The 19,124-nt window shown below is 39.1% G+C and carries 17 protein-coding genes; 5 read left to right on the top strand and 12 right to left on the bottom strand.

Going from position 1 to position 19,124, the window contains the following annotated elements; translation table 11 throughout:
* Positions 1 to 717: 717 nt before the first annotated feature.
* The 5 genes from ACXZ1K_RS11635 to ACXZ1K_RS11615 form a co-directional block, all read right to left on the bottom strand.
* Entirely contained in the window at positions 718 to 3,219 is a 2,502-nt protein-coding gene (locus tag ACXZ1K_RS11635; RefSeq protein ID WP_458969837.1) for an alpha/beta hydrolase family protein, read from the bottom strand.
* Position 3,220: 1 nt separating this feature from the next.
* Positions 3,221 to 3,697, bottom strand: coding sequence for a hypothetical protein (locus tag ACXZ1K_RS11630; RefSeq protein ID WP_458969836.1), 477 nt, complete (start codon positions 3,695 to 3,697; stop codon positions 3,221 to 3,223).
* 10 nt (positions 3,698 to 3,707) lie between these two features.
* Positions 3,708 to 5,198 carry a RagB/SusD family nutrient uptake outer membrane protein gene (locus tag ACXZ1K_RS11625; protein ID WP_458969835.1) on the bottom strand — a complete coding sequence of 497 codons (1,491 nt, stop codon included), beginning with the start codon at positions 5,196 to 5,198 and terminating at the stop codon, positions 3,708 to 3,710.
* A gap of 11 nt (positions 5,199 to 5,209) precedes the next feature.
* Positions 5,210 to 8,521 (bottom strand): SusC/RagA family TonB-linked outer membrane protein, encoded by a 3,312-nt coding sequence (locus ACXZ1K_RS11620; RefSeq protein WP_458969834.1) that lies wholly within the window; start codon positions 8,519 to 8,521, stop codon positions 5,210 to 5,212.
* 298 nt (positions 8,522 to 8,819) lie between these two features.
* Positions 8,820 to 10,028: a FecR family protein gene (locus tag ACXZ1K_RS11615; RefSeq protein ID WP_458969833.1), complete on the bottom strand. Its 1,209-nt coding sequence runs from the start codon at positions 10,026 to 10,028 to the stop codon at positions 8,820 to 8,822.
* 117 nt (positions 10,029 to 10,145) lie between these two features.
* Here ACXZ1K_RS11615 and ACXZ1K_RS11610 point away from each other — a divergent pair, with 117 nt between their 5' ends.
* From ACXZ1K_RS11610 to ACXZ1K_RS11590, 5 genes are all read left to right on the top strand, one after another.
* Entirely contained in the window at positions 10,146 to 10,481 is a 336-nt protein-coding gene (locus ACXZ1K_RS11610; protein WP_458969832.1) for an ArsR/SmtB family transcription factor, read from the top strand.
* Positions 10,471 to 10,926, top strand: a complete 456-nt coding sequence (locus ACXZ1K_RS11605) for an SRPBCC family protein (protein ID WP_458969831.1) — start codon at positions 10,471 to 10,473, stop codon at positions 10,924 to 10,926. Before ACXZ1K_RS11610 ends, ACXZ1K_RS11605 begins: the two co-directional genes overlap by 11 nt.
* On the top strand, positions 10,923 to 11,789 hold the full coding sequence (locus ACXZ1K_RS11600; RefSeq protein ID WP_458969830.1) for an alpha/beta fold hydrolase: 867 nt from the start codon (positions 10,923 to 10,925) through the stop codon (positions 11,787 to 11,789). Before ACXZ1K_RS11605 ends, ACXZ1K_RS11600 begins: the two co-directional genes overlap by 4 nt.
* 32 nt (positions 11,790 to 11,821) lie before the next feature.
* Positions 11,822 to 12,025: an RNA polymerase sigma factor gene (locus ACXZ1K_RS11595; RefSeq protein WP_458969829.1), complete on the top strand. Its 204-nt coding sequence runs from the start codon at positions 11,822 to 11,824 to the stop codon at positions 12,023 to 12,025.
* 68 nt (positions 12,026 to 12,093) lie between these two features.
* Positions 12,094 to 13,320, top strand: coding sequence for a nitrogen regulation protein NR(II) (locus ACXZ1K_RS11590; RefSeq protein ID WP_458969828.1), 1,227 nt, complete (start codon positions 12,094 to 12,096; stop codon positions 13,318 to 13,320).
* A 12-nt stretch (positions 13,321 to 13,332) separates the two neighbouring features.
* Here the strand turns inward: ACXZ1K_RS11590 and ACXZ1K_RS11585 are convergent, their stop codons facing one another.
* The 7 genes from ACXZ1K_RS11585 to ACXZ1K_RS11555 all read right to left on the bottom strand — a co-directional run bounded on the left by ACXZ1K_RS11585 (position 13,333) and on the right by ACXZ1K_RS11555 (position 18,890).
* Positions 13,333 to 13,911, bottom strand: coding sequence for an RNA polymerase sigma-70 factor (locus ACXZ1K_RS11585; protein ID WP_458969827.1), 579 nt, complete (start codon positions 13,909 to 13,911; stop codon positions 13,333 to 13,335).
* Between the two features lie 323 nt (positions 13,912 to 14,234).
* The gene (locus ACXZ1K_RS11580) at positions 14,235 to 15,101 is read right to left on the bottom strand and encodes an Rpn family recombination-promoting nuclease/putative transposase (RefSeq protein ID WP_458969826.1); all 867 of its coding nucleotides are present in this window, start codon (positions 15,099 to 15,101) and stop codon (positions 14,235 to 14,237) included.
* 115 nt (positions 15,102 to 15,216) lie between these two features.
* Positions 15,217 to 15,648, bottom strand: coding sequence for a luciferase domain-containing protein (locus ACXZ1K_RS11575; protein WP_458969825.1), 432 nt, complete (start codon positions 15,646 to 15,648; stop codon positions 15,217 to 15,219).
* On the bottom strand, positions 15,638 to 16,570 hold the full coding sequence (locus tag ACXZ1K_RS11570; protein ID WP_458969824.1) for an SRPBCC family protein: 933 nt from the start codon (positions 16,568 to 16,570) through the stop codon (positions 15,638 to 15,640). Before ACXZ1K_RS11570 ends, ACXZ1K_RS11575 begins: the two co-directional genes overlap by 11 nt.
* 11 nt (positions 16,571 to 16,581) lie before the next feature.
* Positions 16,582 to 17,508 (bottom strand): TIGR01777 family oxidoreductase, encoded by a 927-nt coding sequence (locus tag ACXZ1K_RS11565; protein WP_458969823.1) that lies wholly within the window; start codon positions 17,506 to 17,508, stop codon positions 16,582 to 16,584.
* A 2-nt stretch (positions 17,509 to 17,510) separates the two neighbouring features.
* Positions 17,511 to 18,329 carry a DCC1-like thiol-disulfide oxidoreductase family protein gene (locus tag ACXZ1K_RS11560; protein WP_458969822.1) on the bottom strand — a complete coding sequence of 273 codons (819 nt, stop codon included), beginning with the start codon at positions 18,327 to 18,329 and terminating at the stop codon, positions 17,511 to 17,513.
* A gap of 54 nt (positions 18,330 to 18,383) precedes the next feature.
* A complete protein-coding gene (locus ACXZ1K_RS11555) occupies positions 18,384 to 18,890 on the bottom strand; it encodes a GbsR/MarR family transcriptional regulator (RefSeq protein ID WP_458969821.1) in 507 nt (168 codons plus the stop codon).
* Between the last annotated feature and the right edge of the window lie 234 nt (positions 18,891 to 19,124).

Raw genomic sequence — 19,124 nt, 5'->3', positions numbered from 1 at the left:
ACACCGATAACTCAAAGCCCATGCAATTACCTTGATGGGCTTTTTCACATCAGCCTGCATCAAATCAGCCTAAAAACCAAACCCTGACTAGTAGTACTTCACCGAAGCGCTTGCCATAAAGCTGCCTAGCCAGTTTGTTTAAATCACTGACGAGATGCCCAATTGATCAAGTTAAAAGTATAGCTCCGCTCCTGCACGTAAAACTGATCGATCAACTGGGCAATCCGATGGGGCTTTTCCGTATTTTCTTGATTATGCGATAACAATAAATCATTTCTGTTGATGTGCCTAAATAACATGAAGCAATATTGCTAAACAGAGGCCAAAGGCGAAGCCATTTCCCAACTAAGAGATGAATTGCGACAGTAAATTCTTCAAAAAAGGTACAGCCTTATTCCGCACATCCAAAAATGGCAAAGGCAAATCCTGATAAAAGATGACCATGCTTGGAAGCGTTAAACTACTAACTAAATAATGGTCCAGCAGCACCTTTTGAAATTCCAGAAAAGGCCCGTCAGCGAATTTCCATCTAGGTGTATTTTTAATTCCCGCCGAAGTAAAAACACTCGGCCGGGCTGGAGCGCTACCCGATACGAACCTATCCGCAATACTCCCTTTCCGCGACTGACCAGCAAAACGGCAATTGGTCTATGCAGAAGGAGCACCGCGGGGTGTTCGTAATGCATGAGTACAATTTCTATTACAGGAATTTAGGGATTAGTTGTGTACTTTCATCCAATCTGGCATTGGTTTGTCTTTGAGGTAGTGGTCGAAAAATTCAGTTGTTTTTATAGTGAAGTCCATTTGATTATCTGGACGTATGATAGTATGACCCTCATCATCGTATTGCAATAACCATACAGTCTTATTCATACGGCTTAATGAAAGATAAAATTGGACTCCCTGCTCATATGGTACAGAGCCGTCAGATTTGTTATTCATTAACAGCATGGGGGTTAAAACACGATCTGCAAAGAATATTGGAGAATTGGATATGTAACTTTGAGGATCGGCCCAAATTGGTTTATCCATAACGTATTGCCCATGTTCATAAGCAAACGAATTACTCACGCCTTCTCCCCGAATTGATCCATATGAACTAATGAAGTCTGATGTTGCGGCTCCAGCATACGCAGCTGCGAAAGCATTAGAATGTGTTACGATGTAGTTTACCTCGTATCCACCATAGCTGTGACCAAGTAAGCCTATTTTGGATGTATCAACATATGTACAAGATTTCAAAGCATTTGTAAGTCCTATAACACTGTTATACGCGCTAATCCCAGGTTTACCGGCTTTCTTATTAATATCAGGTGTGCAAACTATATAATCCCGGCTAATATACCATGGAATATTCAGCGCGCCATTAGAAGCCTCTGGCTGAATAAATAAGTTCAAATCCTGAGTCATTTTTTCATAAACATGTATAATCACCGGATATTTTTTGGTAGGATCAAAGTCTTTCGGTTTATAGAGAATTGTTTGGATTGAATCACCGTCCAATGCCCGGTAATTAAGCAACTCAGATGTTAACCAATTATAAGACCTTTCCGGATAATTAAATGTCAATTGCTTAAAGGCTTTAAAATCTTTTGTCATCACATAATTTGGCGACAAATCACTTTTTTGAACAAATAGTATATAATTTCCGTCAGGCCGTTTTGTAACCAAAGGAGCAAAATAATTATCAGAGAAGATTTCAGTAGGATCGGTGTTTTTCGAGTAGCCAAACTTGTAAAATCCTATTTCTTTATTATTATAATTAAAGGATTGTAAAATGGTCTGATTAATATCATTAATAATATAATTGTCAGCGCTTCCCTGAAGAAGCTCAAACCTCATTTTATTCTTAAAAGCATAACTATTAGTTAGATTTATCGGAATATTCTCATGACCTGGAGAAACCTGCCAAATATCATATCCATCACCAATTAACAGTGTTTTATCATCAGGCTCCCAGAGGAAAAAAAAGTGTAATAATGACTTCATTACACCATTTTCATCTTTCTTTTTAGCTGCACGTGGAAGAAGATCATTTACTGAGGTCCATGCATGCTTCTTTAAATTGTAAAGTGCCAGTTCGTTTCCAAATGAACATTGTAAATATTTACCAGCCGGAGAAAGCATATAAAAATTATACTTATCACTCAGATAGGTTTTTCTTCCATTTATAAGTGATATTAAATATACTTTCTTATCACTCCGAGTGATTATTGCCATTGAATCACATTTGCTGCCAAGAAACAATTGAACTTTTTCGCCAGGTAAATTCAGATATTTAGTTTTGGCAAACTTTATATCATAAGTACCAACTACAGGAGATCTAACATCGTTAACTTCATCTAAAGAAAATTTAAAGGTGTTTTTATTCCAAACAGTAACTTTTGTGGGAATGCTGATTGGTTTATTTGAAATTTCTAAATTGTCATTAAGTTGAAAATATAGGTGCTTGAGTTTTGAATCAAACCCTATCAATTCGGCAATTTCATGTCCACTTTTAACTTCTATCGCAATTGGATTTAACTTGGAACTACTGCTATAAGACCAAACCTTTTTGTAATTTGAAAGCTTGTCAACGGTTAAAAGAAATACAATTCGATTATCATTGGTTGATATGAACTGGATAAGCTCATCTCCTTGCCAAATCACTTCCTTTTTCCGGGTTGCTAAATCAAACTTCACAAGTTGTTCTTTCCCCGATAAACCCTTTTGAGTTATAAATATTTTGGTTTTGTCTTTAGAAAGCTCAAAGTTCTTTACATAAATAAATATCTCCTCGTTTCGGTTTGTAAGGTTTTTTATCTGTATCCTGTTTTCAAAATTTCGTAGGATAATAATTTGTTCGTTTTTTATGTTAATCAGGTTAAAATTACTTATATTTTTAACGGAGTCAGAAACATCATTACCTATTTTTTTTATCATTAAACAATTATCCTCTCTGAGGAAGATAATTGTTTTGCTGTCATCGGTAAATGAAATTCCCGACCCCAACTTTAAGTTGTCTAGTGTATCAGAAACATTAGTTTCAACATTACTAATGACAAGCTTCGATAAAGTTTTACTGGCGAGCCGATAAGCTACAAACTTGCCATCTGCGCTCATTTTCAAATCAGATACCTGCTCCCATCTGGAGAAGGCATTGGAATCTATTGGCGGTTTTTGAGCTGAACATATAAGACATGAGAATAAAAAAAAGTAAAGTGCAATTTTGATTTCCATGCTATTTCCAAGTTTTGATTCCTAACTTCATTTTTTTGATGATTTCATCGTAAGAAGTATCGGGCTTTCGACCTTGTAATTTTGCCTCTTTTAGTTCCAACTCCAATGCATGCTGTTCTACCTCAATTGCCTTTTTAACTTTGCCAGCTTTATAGAGCAGGTTTGCGTAGGTGTCTAGATTTGTTTGATCGTAAGCAGTATATTTTACCAGCTTACTCATCCACTTTATACTTCTATTCAGGATTTTCTTGTCTGATGAATTTTGAAATACAACATCATAAAAAAAGTTATTAGTCAAAGCAAGATTTATACCTGTAGTATCTAAGTCTTTTTTATCAAGGTTATCTAGCATTTCAATTATTTTTTTATTGATCTTACTCAAAGAATCCGCAGTGCTCAATGATTTTATAGATGATTCTTGACTGCGAACGGAGAAACTAAGTAACATCACGCCCACTAATAAAATTAGGTTTTTCATTTTTGTAAAGTTAATAACCAACATTCTGTCTTAAATTTGGATTCGCAAGAATTTCAGAGTTGGGAATAGGATAAAGCTGCCAGTTTGAATTCCAAATTCCTCCCTTTTCCGGCGTTACTACTGTCATAACCGGATTAACCAGTCCGGTTCTCTTTAGATCAAACCAACGCTGACCAAGTTCAGTAAATAACTCAACTTGCTTTTCATGTAAAACTGCAGTTAACGCTGCATCTGAACCAAGATTACCAGATAGTTGCTTAAGTTGATCAGAAAGGGCAACACTGGCATCTGTGGCCCTTGCTCTAACTTCATTTATGTCTGTTATACCTTCTTGAATCTTTCCGAGCCTAATTTTTGCTTCTGCACGTATAAGGTATACTTCTGCAAGCCTGAAAATAGTTTGATATTCTGAAGAAGGCTGATAAATTGCATTCTCTTTGTATTTGAAAGCGTAAAAATAAGGTTTGCCCGCAATGGTAACCGAAGCTGTCCAATTGGCTTTTCTTTGATCTCCAGCTTCAAAAGCACTAACCAGTCGGGTGTTTAAATATATCGGGTGTTCACCATTGGGTCCGGTGGAAGGTAAAATAAAATAGAAACCATCATTAGTAACCTGCTGATAATCTACTGTTTGAAGTTGCCAGATTGCTTCCTGACTTGTTTTTTTGAATACTTCATTCAAAGGAACCAGTTGAAATATATTGGCATTAATCACTTTTGTAGCCTCTAGTTCTGCTTTATCATAAGCTTTTGTATGCATATAAACCCGCGAAAGTAGTGCTGTTGCCGCCCATTTAGTTGGACGAACTCTTTCGGCTGCAGGTTTTAAAACGGATCCGTCCAGATAGTCTATACTCAGATCATTTTGTGCATCCAGTAAATCAGTAATGATTTGACTATAAACCTCTCCTATAGAATTCTTAGGGGCCAAACTGTTTGTCTGATAGTCCGTTTGAAGAATAAGAGGTACTTCTCCATATAAATTTACTAGATAATAATAAGTGAAAGCACGAAGAAATTTTGCTTCGCCAAGTAATTGTTTTTTTACCGTAGGCGTAAGTTTAGTTGATTTATTAAGACCATTTATGGCGGAGTTTGTATAATACACAAATCCGTAGAGCTCCGACCATAAAAAATCATACTTTGGATCCAGCGCATTTTTATAATAAAGATCTTTTGTATCAGAAGTATTCGTAGTGAAAATATTTAGTTCATCAGCAGATAGTCCTGAAAGTGTGGATATCTTCCAGAAAGTGTTTTTGCTGGTAACTTGAAGAATGCCTGCAAGAACTGCACTGGCTGATGCATCTGTATCGTAAGCATTCACCTCATTAACATTATAAATAGGTGCATCTACCTCGAGTTGTTTTTTGCAACTTTGTAACGATGCTACACATCCTGTAATTAGTGTCAATAGTAAAGATAACCTCAGTTGCTTTGTGATAACTGAAGAGAATAAGGGTACATATACCTTATAGTTTTGTTTCAATGGATTTTTCATCTTTGAAGATTTTAAAACGTTCCTTTTATTCCGAAAGCAATAAGTCTTAACGGAGGTAATGAATTTGAACTTCTGGTCTCTGGGTCCCAACCTTTATAATTAGTGAATGTTAACAGGTTCTGACCACTGGCAAAAATTGATAGATTCTTCGCATATAGTTTCTCTGTCCAGGCTTGTGGAACCTGAATATTTAGAGTAATGTTTTTAAGACGTAGGAAGGAGGCATCAGTAAATGCCGCGCTGCTTACCGTTGCATTGTAGTATTCTCCCCTGAGGCTAAAATTACTGTCGTATTGTTGCGTTAACTTTTGATCGCCGGGCTTTTGCCATCTATCTAAAACATAAACAGGCTGGTTCCCGGTTGTTCCTGAAAAATATCCCGGATAATAACCGAAGATATTATTGTATCCTTTCTGTTTAACAAATTGAAGGTGAAAATCAAGAGAGATCATCTTAAAACCTATAGTATTTTGAAAACCACCATAAAACTTTGGATCTAAAGATTCAAGTACAGTCCTGTCGACATTGAAATTCGGCTGCGAAGTAACTTCTCCATTTACTGTTCTGAATTGATATGCCCCTGTTGCGGAATTAACCCCTTCAAAGGGGAACAACTTGACTAGTTGCAACGGTCTCCCTAAAATATAGTCGGCCGATATTGTTGACGTTTCCAAATTATCAAACTTCGCCAGAATGTTTCTGGAAGATGTGAAATTGAAATTTGCGGTCCAGTTTAGTTCCTTAAACCTCATAACTGTAGAAGTTAGCGACAGTTCCCAACCAGTATTTCTAACTAAAGCAGGAAAGTTTGTGGTTACTGACGAAAATCCAGTGGCGGACGGAAGTTTGTAATCCAGCAATTGATTCGAAGAAAGATTTCTGAAATAATTGACGAAAATTAAAAACCTGTCGTTGAAAAATCCTAAGTCGATACCTGCCTGCAACTTCTTAGTTTCTTCCCACTGTAAATATGGGTTTGAATGTCCTTGTGGCAATAAACCGTTAATACCTTGATAAGGCATTCCGAATACCGGAGTTGGGCCATAAAGGCTTAAAAATTTGTAATTTCCTATCTGGTCGCTTCCAGTTGTTCCATAACTTAACCGCAGCTTTCCGAATGATAAATAAGGATTGTCTTTTAAAATACTTTCCTCTGAAAAAAGCCATGCACCACCTAAACTAGCAAATGTGTGATAAAGGTTTGCGCCGCCAAATCTTGAACTACCATCTGTCCTTGCAGTGGCATTAAGAATATATTTATCTTTAAAATTCAAATTCAATCTCCCAAAAATGGCATTGTAGTTATAGTTGTTGTATACGTCATACCCAATCAACAAATTTGTAGAACCCGCATAAGTACTCATTTGATCATCACTGCCATATCCTGTAGCCGTGATTTGATTACTTGAGGCCCCACTGTTTTGGATAGTCCCTCCAAGTAGAGTTTCCAATCTCAGACTTCCAATATTCGTGAGATAAGATAACTGCGGCTCGATTGTATACGAAGTGCTTTTATTTATTCGAAATGATGAAGTTCGAGGTACGTCCGCCTGCGCTACATATGGCAATGCAGACTTAGGGGTTTGAGAAGATTCATCGGTCAAAAACCTGTTATATCCGAAATTACTTTTTAAATTCAAACCCTTCAGGATTTTATAACTTAATGATAGATTTCCAAGTAAATTTGTTGCCACTGTCTTATTGCGTTGCTTTAAGGCTGACGCAGGATTTCCAGTATAAAACCAAGTTGAATTTCCATTATCGTCAAGCGCATTATTTATTGAACCATCACTATTGTATAGTTGAGGAGCATTTGGTGGCAATGTCATCGCGACACTTGCTAGATCATAGCCCGGTAACTGATTTACGTCGCTTAAATACATTCCTGAGAATTCAACACCAAAGCGCTTATTGGGAGAGTATGCATCAATATTTAAATGAAGTGACCCTTTTTGATCAGAAAAATTTGATGGCAATACTGTAGTTTCACCATGATAAGTTCCAGACAAGTAATAGCGGGCATACTCGTTTCCTCCGGAAATTGAAGATTGTAAATCATTGTAGCTTGAAGTATTGCCTACTAATTCCTTTTGCCAGTCGGTACTTCTGTCGGCACTCCAACCATAATCTTCAAACAAATCGTAATCTATATGGGGATCAGGTTTTAAACCGTTATTTTTCAATGCCTCTCTTCTTAACTCCAGATATTGTGGTGTACTCAGCGCTTTTGATTTTGTGGCTACGTTTCCATAGCCGTTTCTAAGATTGAAGTTTACATCCAGTTTTCCAGTCTTACCTTTCTTGGTAGTAATTAAAATTGCGCCATTTGCAGCTCTGGATCCATAGATTGCAGTTGCATCTGCATCTTTCAAGACCTCGATCGACTCAATATCATTTGGATTAATGTAAGTTAAAGGATTATCATAAACGTTACCACCATTAATAGCAGGCTCCTTGGCATCACCTTTTAGAATATTTCCACTTGGAAACTGCGCAGATAGATATGGGGTACCGTCGATAATATAGAAGGGATTATTTCCGTTCCTTATGCTATTTTGTCCTTGTATCCTAACTATAACAGATGTTCCACTATAACCTGTCGCTTGAGTAATTGTCAGTCCGGGTATACGTCCTTGCAAAGCTAATAAAGGATTGTTAACCGGCTGGTTTTCGATATCTTTTGATTTAATACTGGTAACATTTCCTGTGCTTAATCTTTTGGATGTTGTTCCATACGCTATAACTTGTACTTCATCTAACTTACTGTAGCTTAAATGAAGAGTGACGTCACCCAAATCTGCTGATGCCTTAACTTCATTATTTACGAAACCTATGAAAGATATAACAAGCGTGCCCCCTTCATCTACATTGGTAACCACAAACCTACCATCACTTCCTGCTGTCGCTCCTCCTTTTCCATTCATCACTTTAATAGATGCGCCGATCAACGGCGATCCATTCTCATCTACCACCCGGCCGCGTACATCAATCACATGCAATCGGGCATTCAGGTTATCCAGAGAAGATTTCTCCTTCTCCTTGATCAAAATATTCTTATCAACTATCGAATACTCTTGTGTCTTCGCATTGATCAATTTATTCAGCACATCATCAAGATTCGCTTGTTTAAAACTTACGTTAACCTTTCTAAAAGGGTCAATCTGATCTGGGGAGTACAATACATTATAGCCAGTTTGTATTTTGATCTCCGCAAAAATCTCTTTTAAGCTTGCGCCTTGCTTACTGTAGGTAAGCTTTTGGGCAAACGTGGCTGCGCTGACTTGAGCCAGCGCAATCATTAATAGGAAAGTGGTGAGCTTCATTATTAATAATAGGTTAGCAGGTATTCGCTTTGCGCGCATACCTAGGTATAAAGCATATTTATTCATACTTTAGTGTTCGGTTTGAGTTGATAATAAACGGTTGTCCAAATTGTTTATCCCGTGCATCCTGATGTAAGTCTGGATTCGGGAAAGGTTAACTCAAGCTTTAGGCGTGATTCCGATTGCACTCGGAGTTACGCTTTTTCTTTAAGCACCTAACGCTGCACTAATTTTGCTGTCGTAAATTTCTTTTCATCTTTTTGGTTCTTGGTTTAGGATTCGGTTGGTTCTAGGTTGATTATCTTTTGATCAAGAGCTTACGCCCTTCTATTTTAAAATTAACATTCGCGGTATAACTGATGGCTTTCAATAAACTGGATAGGTTATCATACCGAGTCACTGTTCCACTAAGCTTCTTTTGCTTTAAGGCATCTTCTTCGTAAACAATAGTAATGTCATACCATCGCGCAGTTTGCCGCATAACTTCTTCTAAAGTAGTATTGTTATAAGCAAATAGCCCTTCCTTCCAGGATACCACTTCTGATACATCTACTTGTCGAGTAGCTAAGTTGGTATTAGTTAGAATAGCTTGTTGGTTGGGGGTTAAAATGAGATCCTTCGCTTTCGCTCTGGATGACAAAGAGGATATTTTAGCGCTTCCTTCCACAAGGGTTGTTTTTATACTGCGTTCGTCCAGATATGCGTTTATATTAAACTCTGTTCCTATATCTTCTACAATCTGACTTTTACCATCTGCACCAGTGCTCTCTACCCTAAATGGTTGTTTGGCATTATGCTTCACTGCAAAGTAGGCCTCGCCACTTAGCAAAACTTTGCGTTCCCTTCCAATAAATTGAGAAGGGAAAGTGATCTTTGAATCTGCGTTCAACCAAACATGTGTTCCGTCTGGTAAAGTGAACTCGTAGGTTTGGCCTTTTGCTGTACTTGCGGTCAGGACTGGCGCGTTCTTACTTCTGTGCTGGTCAAACTCACTGTCGTCATTGTAAGGAAATACCTCTTGGTTATCAGGATTCCTTATGATAGTATCAACCTCGCTTCCGTCAATATATTTTAACTTCTTCGAACCAATTGATACCCCCTTCTTCGCTCCACTCAGCTCAATCACTTTTCCATTGGCAAGCATAATCGTTGCTCCGCTCCGGCCAGGTGCTACATCATTTACTGCTACGTCATCCTGAATTGGTTTCAGGACCTCAGAATTGCTGTAATTATACATCCATACGCCAAACACTATCGCCGCAACTGCTGCTGCTGCAACCGCTATTCTTGGCCATAGTTTTACAGTTTTCCTCTCGCCAATGCGTTGGGCTATCGACTCCCACATCCTTGGGGTCGCCTCATCTAGTTCCTCCCTGCTCAAGCTCAGCCTTTTTTCTCTATGTAAATCCAAATACCAGCTTTCCAGCAATGCTATTTCCTCTGCACTGCAACGACCGTCCTCGTATTTTTTTAACAGCAATCTAAACTCTTCTTCCTGTTCAGGCATCCTTTTTTGGCTTTATATAAGTAAGACTGTTCAGAAATCACAATCGGGGATACGAAATGAAAATTTATTTGCGCAAGTAAATGCTTGCGTTTATATTTGCAAGCATATACTTGCATAATGTTAACCAGAAGAGATGTATTCCAGGCCATTGCCGATCCTACCCGCCGACAAATCATCAGCATGGTGGCCGAACAGCCATTAAATGTGAATGCCATTGCCGAAAGCTTCGATGTAAGCCGACAAGCCATATCCCTCCACATTAAGATCCTGGTAGAATGCGAATTGCTCAAAATGAAAAAGGTTGGGCGGGAGCGCGTTTGTGAAGCACAACTGGGTCAGCTAAACGAAGTAGCGCATTGGGTAGATCAATACCGTCAGCATTTTGAAAGTAAACTGGACAACCTGGAAACCTATTTAGATAAACTTAAAAAAGAAAGAAAGCATGGAAAGTAATACCAAAGACCGTGAACTGCGATTAATCAGAACTCTTAACGCCCCTATCGAACTCGTGTGGGAAGTGTGGACCAAGCCCGAACACATTGCCAAATGGTGGGGACCGAATGGTTTTACCAATACCATAACCACAATGGACTTAGTACCCGGCGGCAGTTGGAACTTAATTATGCATGGTCCCGATGGAACCGATTACCCCAATAAAAGCTACTTCATCGAAGTGGTTGAGTTTAAACGCATCAGCTATGAGCATTTCAACCCACACATCATAGCCACTATCGATTTTGAAGCAGACGGCGAAAAAACTCAACTCAACTGGCACATGCTCTTCGATACGGCAGAGAATTTCCAGGCAGTAATCAAAGCGCACAATGCTGCCGAAGGCCTGAAACAGAACGGCGAAAAGCTGCAAGCTTATTTAACTCAACAATTAACCAAATCATGAGATTGTTTACTCGCGAAGAGCTCCTCTTATTGACGGCTATGTTATGTATTTTCATTCCGGCATTCGCACAAAAACCTACAAAGAAAATGGAAACTTCAGTCACCTCAACCCACGCCCCCATCAATTGCATCAACATGTATTATGAAATCCATGGCAAGGGCGAAATCCCCATAGTTCTCATTCATGGCGGTGGTTCTACCATTGAAACCTCATTTGGTATCCTGTTGCCCTTACTTGCCACTACTCACAAAGTGATCGCTGTAGAGCTTCAGGCCCACGGCCGCACGTCCGATCGTAATTCGCCTGAATCTTTTGAGCAAGATGCAGATGACGTGGCTGCTTTACTAAAGTATCTGAAAGTGCAAAAGGCTAACATCATTGGCTTTAGCAATGGCGGCACCACCACCCTCCAAATCGCCATCAGGCATCCGAAGCTCATCAACAAAATGGTCATCATGTCTGGTGCTTACAAACGTGAGGGCTTCATGACCGGCTTTTTCGATTTCATGAAAACTGCTGCTTTTGATTCAATGCCTCAGCCACTAAAGGATGCCTATTTAAGGGTTACGCCTAGTCAGGAAGGTTTGTTAAACATGTTTAACAAGGACAAACAGCGCATGATCGATTTCAAAGACATCAGCGACAACGCAATAGCCGGCATCAAAGCGCCTGCGCTTTTCATGGTGGCCGATCAGGATGTGATCTCTGTTGAACATACTTTAGCCATGTCGCGTTTAATACCTGGTGCCAGCCTTATCGTTCTGCCTGGCACACATGGACAGTTCTTTGGCGAAATGGGTTCTCCAAACGACAGCAATAAAACACCACAAGCCACAGCGATATTGATCAACGAATTTTTTTAGCTAGTTTTGTGTTGACACACTAAACCAGTAGCATGCGAGACCTTAAAAACACGGGGGATGATGATCTCGTCCTGCTTTTAAAGTCAGGGGATCATGAGGCCTTCGAACAAATCTATCACCGGTATAAAGGACTGTTGATCTCGCATGCCTATAAAAAACTGTGCAATTTTGAAGATTACAAGAAAAGCTTAGACAACTGTTCCAATAAGGAATGGTTGTTATTTAGGCCGTCATAGTTAAAAAACCAATAGTTTTGAATAACGTTACGTTACAATTATTAACTTTACGGCTAAATCCCTATAAATTGAAAATTACTGCTCCTAATCTTCAAACTACCTGGACATGGTATAAGTCATTCGTAGCCAACAGCTTCAAAATTGAGCCAATTACTGCCAGGAACACATTAAAAAGCTGGCAAAACAAGCTATTTGCATCCATAACCATTTACCTTATCCCATTTAGCATTATTGCACTAATTCCCTGTCTTGTAATCGAAGCGGACACGGGTCACTACGTAGTTGCCTGCTTCGATATTTTCACAATTGCAATGGTAACCGTGCTGTTGTTGAGCAGAAATATCCATTTGAAGAACAAAAGGCTCATCCTTATCGTGGCTGCCGTAATATTTTCCATGGCCTCTTCGCTGGTCTTCGGTTACTACCTTGTCGGCGCGATTTATCTTTTCGGCGTGAGTATTTTCGTTGCCTATCAATACTCTAGGAAACATGCCTATTTCAGCATACTGGTCAATTTATTGATATTTAACACGATGGCTGCGTGTATCTATTACAAGATAAGCTGGATTCCGTTCACCATTACACTTGGGCCATTTATGCTTTTTATCTCCAATTTGATGTTTTTGAATGTCATTACGGTCGTGATCATTAGGCAAACGCTGGTCAATCTCGACCGTTCCATTCTTAAAGAAGCGCTTCTCTTCGGCAGACTTCAAAATAAACTGAATGAAGTGGCTGAGCTGAATACAAAACTAGCGGAATCTGAAGCCTATTATAAAACCCTCTTCTTTTTAAGCCCACTGCCCAAATGGATTTATGACATCGAATCCAACGAAATACGACAAGCAAATGAGGCAGCCATTCATGTATACGGATATACGCAGGACGAATTGTTGTCTATGAGTAAGATACAACAGGACACACACCAAACTTCGGCTTCACAGAAACTCATCAAAAAAAACGGGGACGTATGCTATGTAGATATTAAATGGACCAGTGTCCTATATCAGGGAAAACCCTCACGCTTGGTCACAGTTGTGGATACAACAGAAAAAGTCAACCATTTACATGAAATCAAACATCAAAATCAAAAGTTACAGGAAATTGCATTTATGCAAGCGCATGTAATCCGCTCACCGTTGACCAATATCATGGCCCTATCAGAGCTTATTATCACTGAATATCAGGAACTTCAGAAAAAACCAATATTTACTAACCTCAAAAAATCCACAGCGCAATTGGATGAGGTTGTCCGCGAAATCATCAGGCACAGCGAAGAAATTCTGGGGAAATAGAAGGGAGTATTTTTACGGCATAAACCAATACGCCAATACCAGTACCAAGCCAATCTTAATTCTCAACTGCCGCAATGCCTTTTTAATCTGGTCCGCTACCGTTGCTTCCGAGATCCCCAACCGTTCCGCAATTTGCTTATTACTCAGATTTTCTTTCCTGCTGAGCTCAAAAACCTCACGCATCCGCGGCGGAAGTGCTGCAATTTCTTTCTCAATGATGGCTGCGAGCTGCTTTTCTCTAATCAGGTGATCTGTAACCGCCTCTCCTTCTTCCTTAAAACGTTGATAGGATTCTGCATAATCGCTTACCACAACTTTATGTGCCAAATGAGAAAAAATGGCGTTCCTGGTCATCATAAACAAATACCCGGGCAAGTTGCTGGTCACTTCCAGTCGTTCATGCCTATTCCAAAGCTTCACAAAAACATCCTGCACAATATCTCTGGCATCTTCTTTTAAGCGAAGTTTGTTATACGCATGCGCATACAACAAGTCGTTATACTTTTCAAATATCTGAGCAAGCGCCAACCTATCGCCATGCTTCAGCAAAGCCACAAGTTCCTGATCAGTATATGTAGTATAATCAACCATGTATTAACTCCCTTACACCTAATTTAGTGATATCGAAATACAATAGTATACAATTACCGGGAAATTCGGTTAGCATTTCGCAATCCATTACTAATCGATTACTATGCAGGATGCCTTTAACCAGCATCCTGTTTTATCCTCACCTTTTCTCTAAGCAGAATTCCTTAGGTTTATTCAATCAAGCTTTATACTTTTCACTTTTTCATAGCCACCCTCTTTTTACCTTCAGCTTTAGGCTCAACGGCAGCGTAATGGATACTTGCACGACAGTCTCTTCTGGATTTAAGGTCAGAATCCCAAAGCGATAGAAATTCTTAAGGCTGTTAGTAATTTAAATCTTCGATTTGTTGAGTGGTAAGGCCGGTAATTTCACTGATATCTTTGACTGCATCGCCTCTTTTTACCATTTTTAAGGCTATAGCCTTTGCTTTTTCAATTGCACCCTCTATTTTGCCTACCTCCTTAGCCTCAACGGCAGCATATTGGATACTTGCGTAATAATCTGATTTGGCTTTAAGGTCTGATTCGTATAGCGCCTGTTGTTCTGGATTTAGTTTATTCATTTCAGCAAGATCAAATAGTTTTTGAAAAACACGTTTGTCTAAAAAGTGAGGAATTTTTTCTAAGTGACTCAAGTTCTTTAAAAAATAAAACCATTGGTCTACTTTAGAAACAATCTCGTTTTCCTCTTTATCAAAGTTAGCCAAAACAAGGAATTTATAACCCATGCGGTCGTAAAAAATTTGTTTTGTTTCTCTGTCCATCAAAGCTACGTGTTGGAGGTAATTGTTATTGCCATCCCTAAATGCAAATTCCATAATTGCAATTAAATAAGTTTCTTCCAGTGGTGAATTCCAGGGGGTCTCTCCCTTGGGTAATAAACCGCTTATTAAACGTGATAAGTAAAAAATACACCTATCTTTAAAGTGAATTTGGTTACTCCTTTGCATTTCGATTACAAAATGCTCTCCATCTTCACCAGTAAAACGCAGATCGAAAAATACTTTCTTTTCATTGCTTGTTTCACCGGCATGTTCCGTCGAAGCATAACTTAAATCGATAATGTGTTTTTCGCCTTCAAACAGGGCATTCAATAATTCAATCAGCATTTCCTTTCTGGGCTCGCTGCCAAACAAGTGCTTAAAACCGAAATCTGTTAATGGATCAATGTAACGAGTAGTTGTTGTCATATATATTATTTACCTATGTAACCAAACTCCTTAATTCAAAGATAAAAAGACAACCTTTTTGAAATATTTATTTTGAGAGCATGAACCTTTAAGCTGTAAATCTACTACAGTTATTCTACTTCACTTTTAAGTTGTAGGCAATTTCCAGCAGCTCAACAGCATACCTCTTATCATCATAATTGATGATGTTAAAACTTATCCAGCCTGATTGCCGAAATACGTGATGGGCTTCAACTCTCCCATCCTTTAACAACAGTGCCTTTGCTTTTCTGCTGTATGGTATATCAAGAAGACCATTTCCGTGTAAATGTCCAATCTCCTTTCCCTTTGCATTAAATTGCAAGCCGCCATATTTATGCAAGCTGGTGTAGGTATCTTCCCAACTTAAAACTTCATTTTCAATTTCGTCAAACCAATCTAGCAAATAAGGTCTGGTCAATAAAGTCAACAGCATCAATAAACTATCAAAGACATGTGGAAACAAAGGTAGGCGCTTAAAAAAGCCCAAATAACGCACCACTAAAGAAAAGAAACTTTTAGTTTTCACTCAACTCCTTTATGTGTTCCATCACCCTCAAATGTACATTTCTGGTCACACTTTTAGCCCAAATATCATAATACCAAATTGGGAAAACATGCAATCGGTACCAGCTGTTTCCAACCAGGGTTGTCGTTCCGTCCCTATTATCCTTCAATAAAAACTGTCCGCGCAAAATATCTATATGGCCCATAATTTCCGGATCTAAAGGCTGACCAACAATATCAAATGTGAGATTTTTATTGGGCTGATAGGTTACAATTTTCTCATCGAATACATAACCGTTGCTAAATATGCACTTACGGCCAGACCCTTCGTAATAACCATCAACAGTGGTTTGCATCGGGCTTGGCATTCCAACGTTGAACAACCAGTATTTGGGCTTCTCCTCAATCTTTTCAAACGCCACTACATGCTTCCAAACTTCTTCCGGGCAGGCATTGATCACCACCTCATCAGCAACCAGATTAACATAACTATGTTCAGATATGGAATCAACCAGAAATACCAGGAGTAAGATAGAGAACACACTTACATTAAGGGTATTATTTTTCTTCCTAAACATCATCTTGCCGATAATTAAGCCAGTAAAATTCAGTGCAAAAATCAAGGGTGAAACAATGAGCAGACAAACGACGCCTTCTCCCAAAAAAACGGCACTTAAAAATATGGCTATCAGACTATTCAAAACGGAGTACCAGCCAAATGTTTTTGTCTTATGAACCGTCTCAATTTTATTCCAAAACCAAGCGTTGATAATCCCCATTACAAATGGCACGATGATAAAAGTTGAAAAAATCAAGTTTGCACTGTTTTGGGAGCCGCTTTGCCCAGAACTAAGGTACTTTAAACATCCAACCGCAACCATGGCAAATAGGTTTGAAACAATAAATCCTCTTGATAAATTAGATTTTAAGTTGTTGATATTCATGATAAGTTAAATTAGACGCGTTTCTTTACGATATCCTTAATGGCAACTGAAGGACTGGGAAAAAGAAATTTATAACCGGAGTCAAGTAAACGCTTTGGCGCAACCCAGCGACTTTTCAGAATCAACTCTGTTTCTGTACCGATTACTATCGCCCCCAATTCCAAAAGCCATGCTGGCGATGGCAAACCGAAAAACACACTTTGACACTCACGAGTAATTTTCATAAACTCCGCATTTCTAACTGGCTCTGGTGCGGCACAGTTGACAACTCCGTTCATTTCTTCATGGTCTAAAAGCCACTCTGTACTTTTTGCAGCATCTTGTTCATGAATCCAGGTGACATATTGCTGTCCATTGCCCTGCTGACCGCCCAATCCGAACTTCACTAAATTAAGTATCCTCGGAAACGCCCCATCTTCGCGCCCTAACACGATACCCATCCGCAACGCTATTTTCCTGGTCTGAGGTGTATCAGTTTCAAAAAATGTCTGCTCCCATTGTTTACAGACTTCAATGGAGAAACCGGAACCAATTTCGCCCGTCTGCTCGTCTTGCGGATGATCTTCTGCATGGCGATAAATGGTGGCGGAGGTAACATTAATCCAAAGTTTTGGCGGATTTTGCAGTTTCTCTATTACTCGTCCCAATAATTTTGTAGGGACCAACCTTGAACGGACTATCTCTTCTCTATTTTTTTTTGTATACCTGCAATTCACATTTTTACCACATAAATTTATGAGAAGATCTGCCCCGCCAACGGATGGTGTCCAATTGCCTTCAGTACAACCGTCCCAAACTATGGTCTTAATATTGCCTTTTTCCGTTGCAGACTTTCTACTTAAAATGATAATCTCGGTAGCCAGGTTTTTATAATAATTAGCTAAAACACCGCCGAGGTAACCATTCCCCCCTGCCAGTACTATCTTATTGTATTTCATGGTTATTTATTTAAGATGATCAATAAAAGGACTAAAATGCGGTAAGTAACCCAGCAGATGGTCATGATCCATCCTAAGTTTAACAGTCTGCTTCTGCGAATATGCTCCAGGAACATTACACCGGCCACACCAATAAACCAAACAACAAAATAAAATACATGGAGATCAAAGTATTTTGCGACAAGTATTCCTGGTAAGAGCAGCAAGGCACCGGCAAATGATATTGTCATCATATTCCCGAGATACGCCCAACGTTTGTCCTTGTTTACAAATCCAATCACAATACCTTGAAAAAGTATTTGACCGCCACATATCAAATATTCACGATAAAGGTGGTCTTCCGGAAGTAGCCCGTTCATCGAAGTAGCATATGCAGAAAGGATGTAAGCCGTTATGGCCCAAGTAAAAATCAAGTAGGCAATGCGATAACTTAACCGGAAAGTTGGTTGCAAACCCACTTCTTTAATACTAGGAGGAATTATAACCCTCCTATTGTAAGAAACAAAAGCGTAAATCTTGTTCATAACCCACACAAATGGTGCGAATTCAAATAGGGATCTTAACCAGGGAATTGCAGCTCCAAAAATCTTAAATAGACTTTGGACGCCATAAGTGACCTCGCCAGTTTCCCGATTAACCATGGCTATTTCATTTGCCGCACGCTGCCTGTCCAGCATCGGGCAAGCTTGTTCCGGGAGCTCCTGATAGGAAATCCTCCCCTGCTGGTCTAAAATGCCAATACTTACGAATCCTTGAGTATAGATTTTACACATAGGACATTCAGCATCGAAAAGGATCAGGTGGTTTTTAAGCGTATTCATAATCTTAATATTAAACTTTCAGTAATTTTTGAAACTTATCTGGACAAAAAAATCTTACTTGAAGATTTTAAAAATTGAACCCCAGAACCAGCTCTCTTCAGCTCTAAGCATAGTATCTAAGGTCTTATCTACATTTTTAGCGAGCTTATTGATATCATTAATCGACTTACTAAAGGTTGCAAATTCCGGATCTTTCTTGTCTCCCTCTAATTGTGTCAATTCTGCCAGAATTTTTAATACTGGATCAAGCTCTCTCTTCCTGCGTTCTTTGGCCACTTGCCTTGCAATGTTCCAGGTATCTTTATCTGCAAAAAAATATTCTTTCCGCTCGCCGGCCTTGTGTTGTTTCTCAACCAATCCCCAGCCAATCAAATCCCTTAAGGTCATGTTGGCATTACCCCTGGAGATATTGAGTGTTTCCATCACTTCCTCTGTGGTTAATGCTTCTGGAGATACCAGTAACAACGCATGAACCTGTGCCATGGTGCGGTTAATACCCCACTCAGAACCGAGCTTACCCCAGGCTTCAATAAATTTCTGTTTTCCTTCTGCTAATTCCATGTACAAATATAATCAATTTATTAAACTTTCAAAACTTATTGAAAGTTTAATTAACAATTATTCCTATTACGCTAGTGGATGGTTCCCTCCTTCTTCGATGTTTGCTTGGCTAGTGGTTGACCGCTTGCAAGCCATTAGAAGAAACCTTTGGCCATTAGCTTATTAAAAAAACAACAAATGACAGAAGAGAAATATGGCCTCAATCCTTTTAGTCCCTGCAATATAGACCCGAAC

This window comes from Pedobacter jaeyakensis (assembly GCF_054461315.1).
This window is presented reverse-complemented; position numbering and strand designations above follow the sequence as displayed.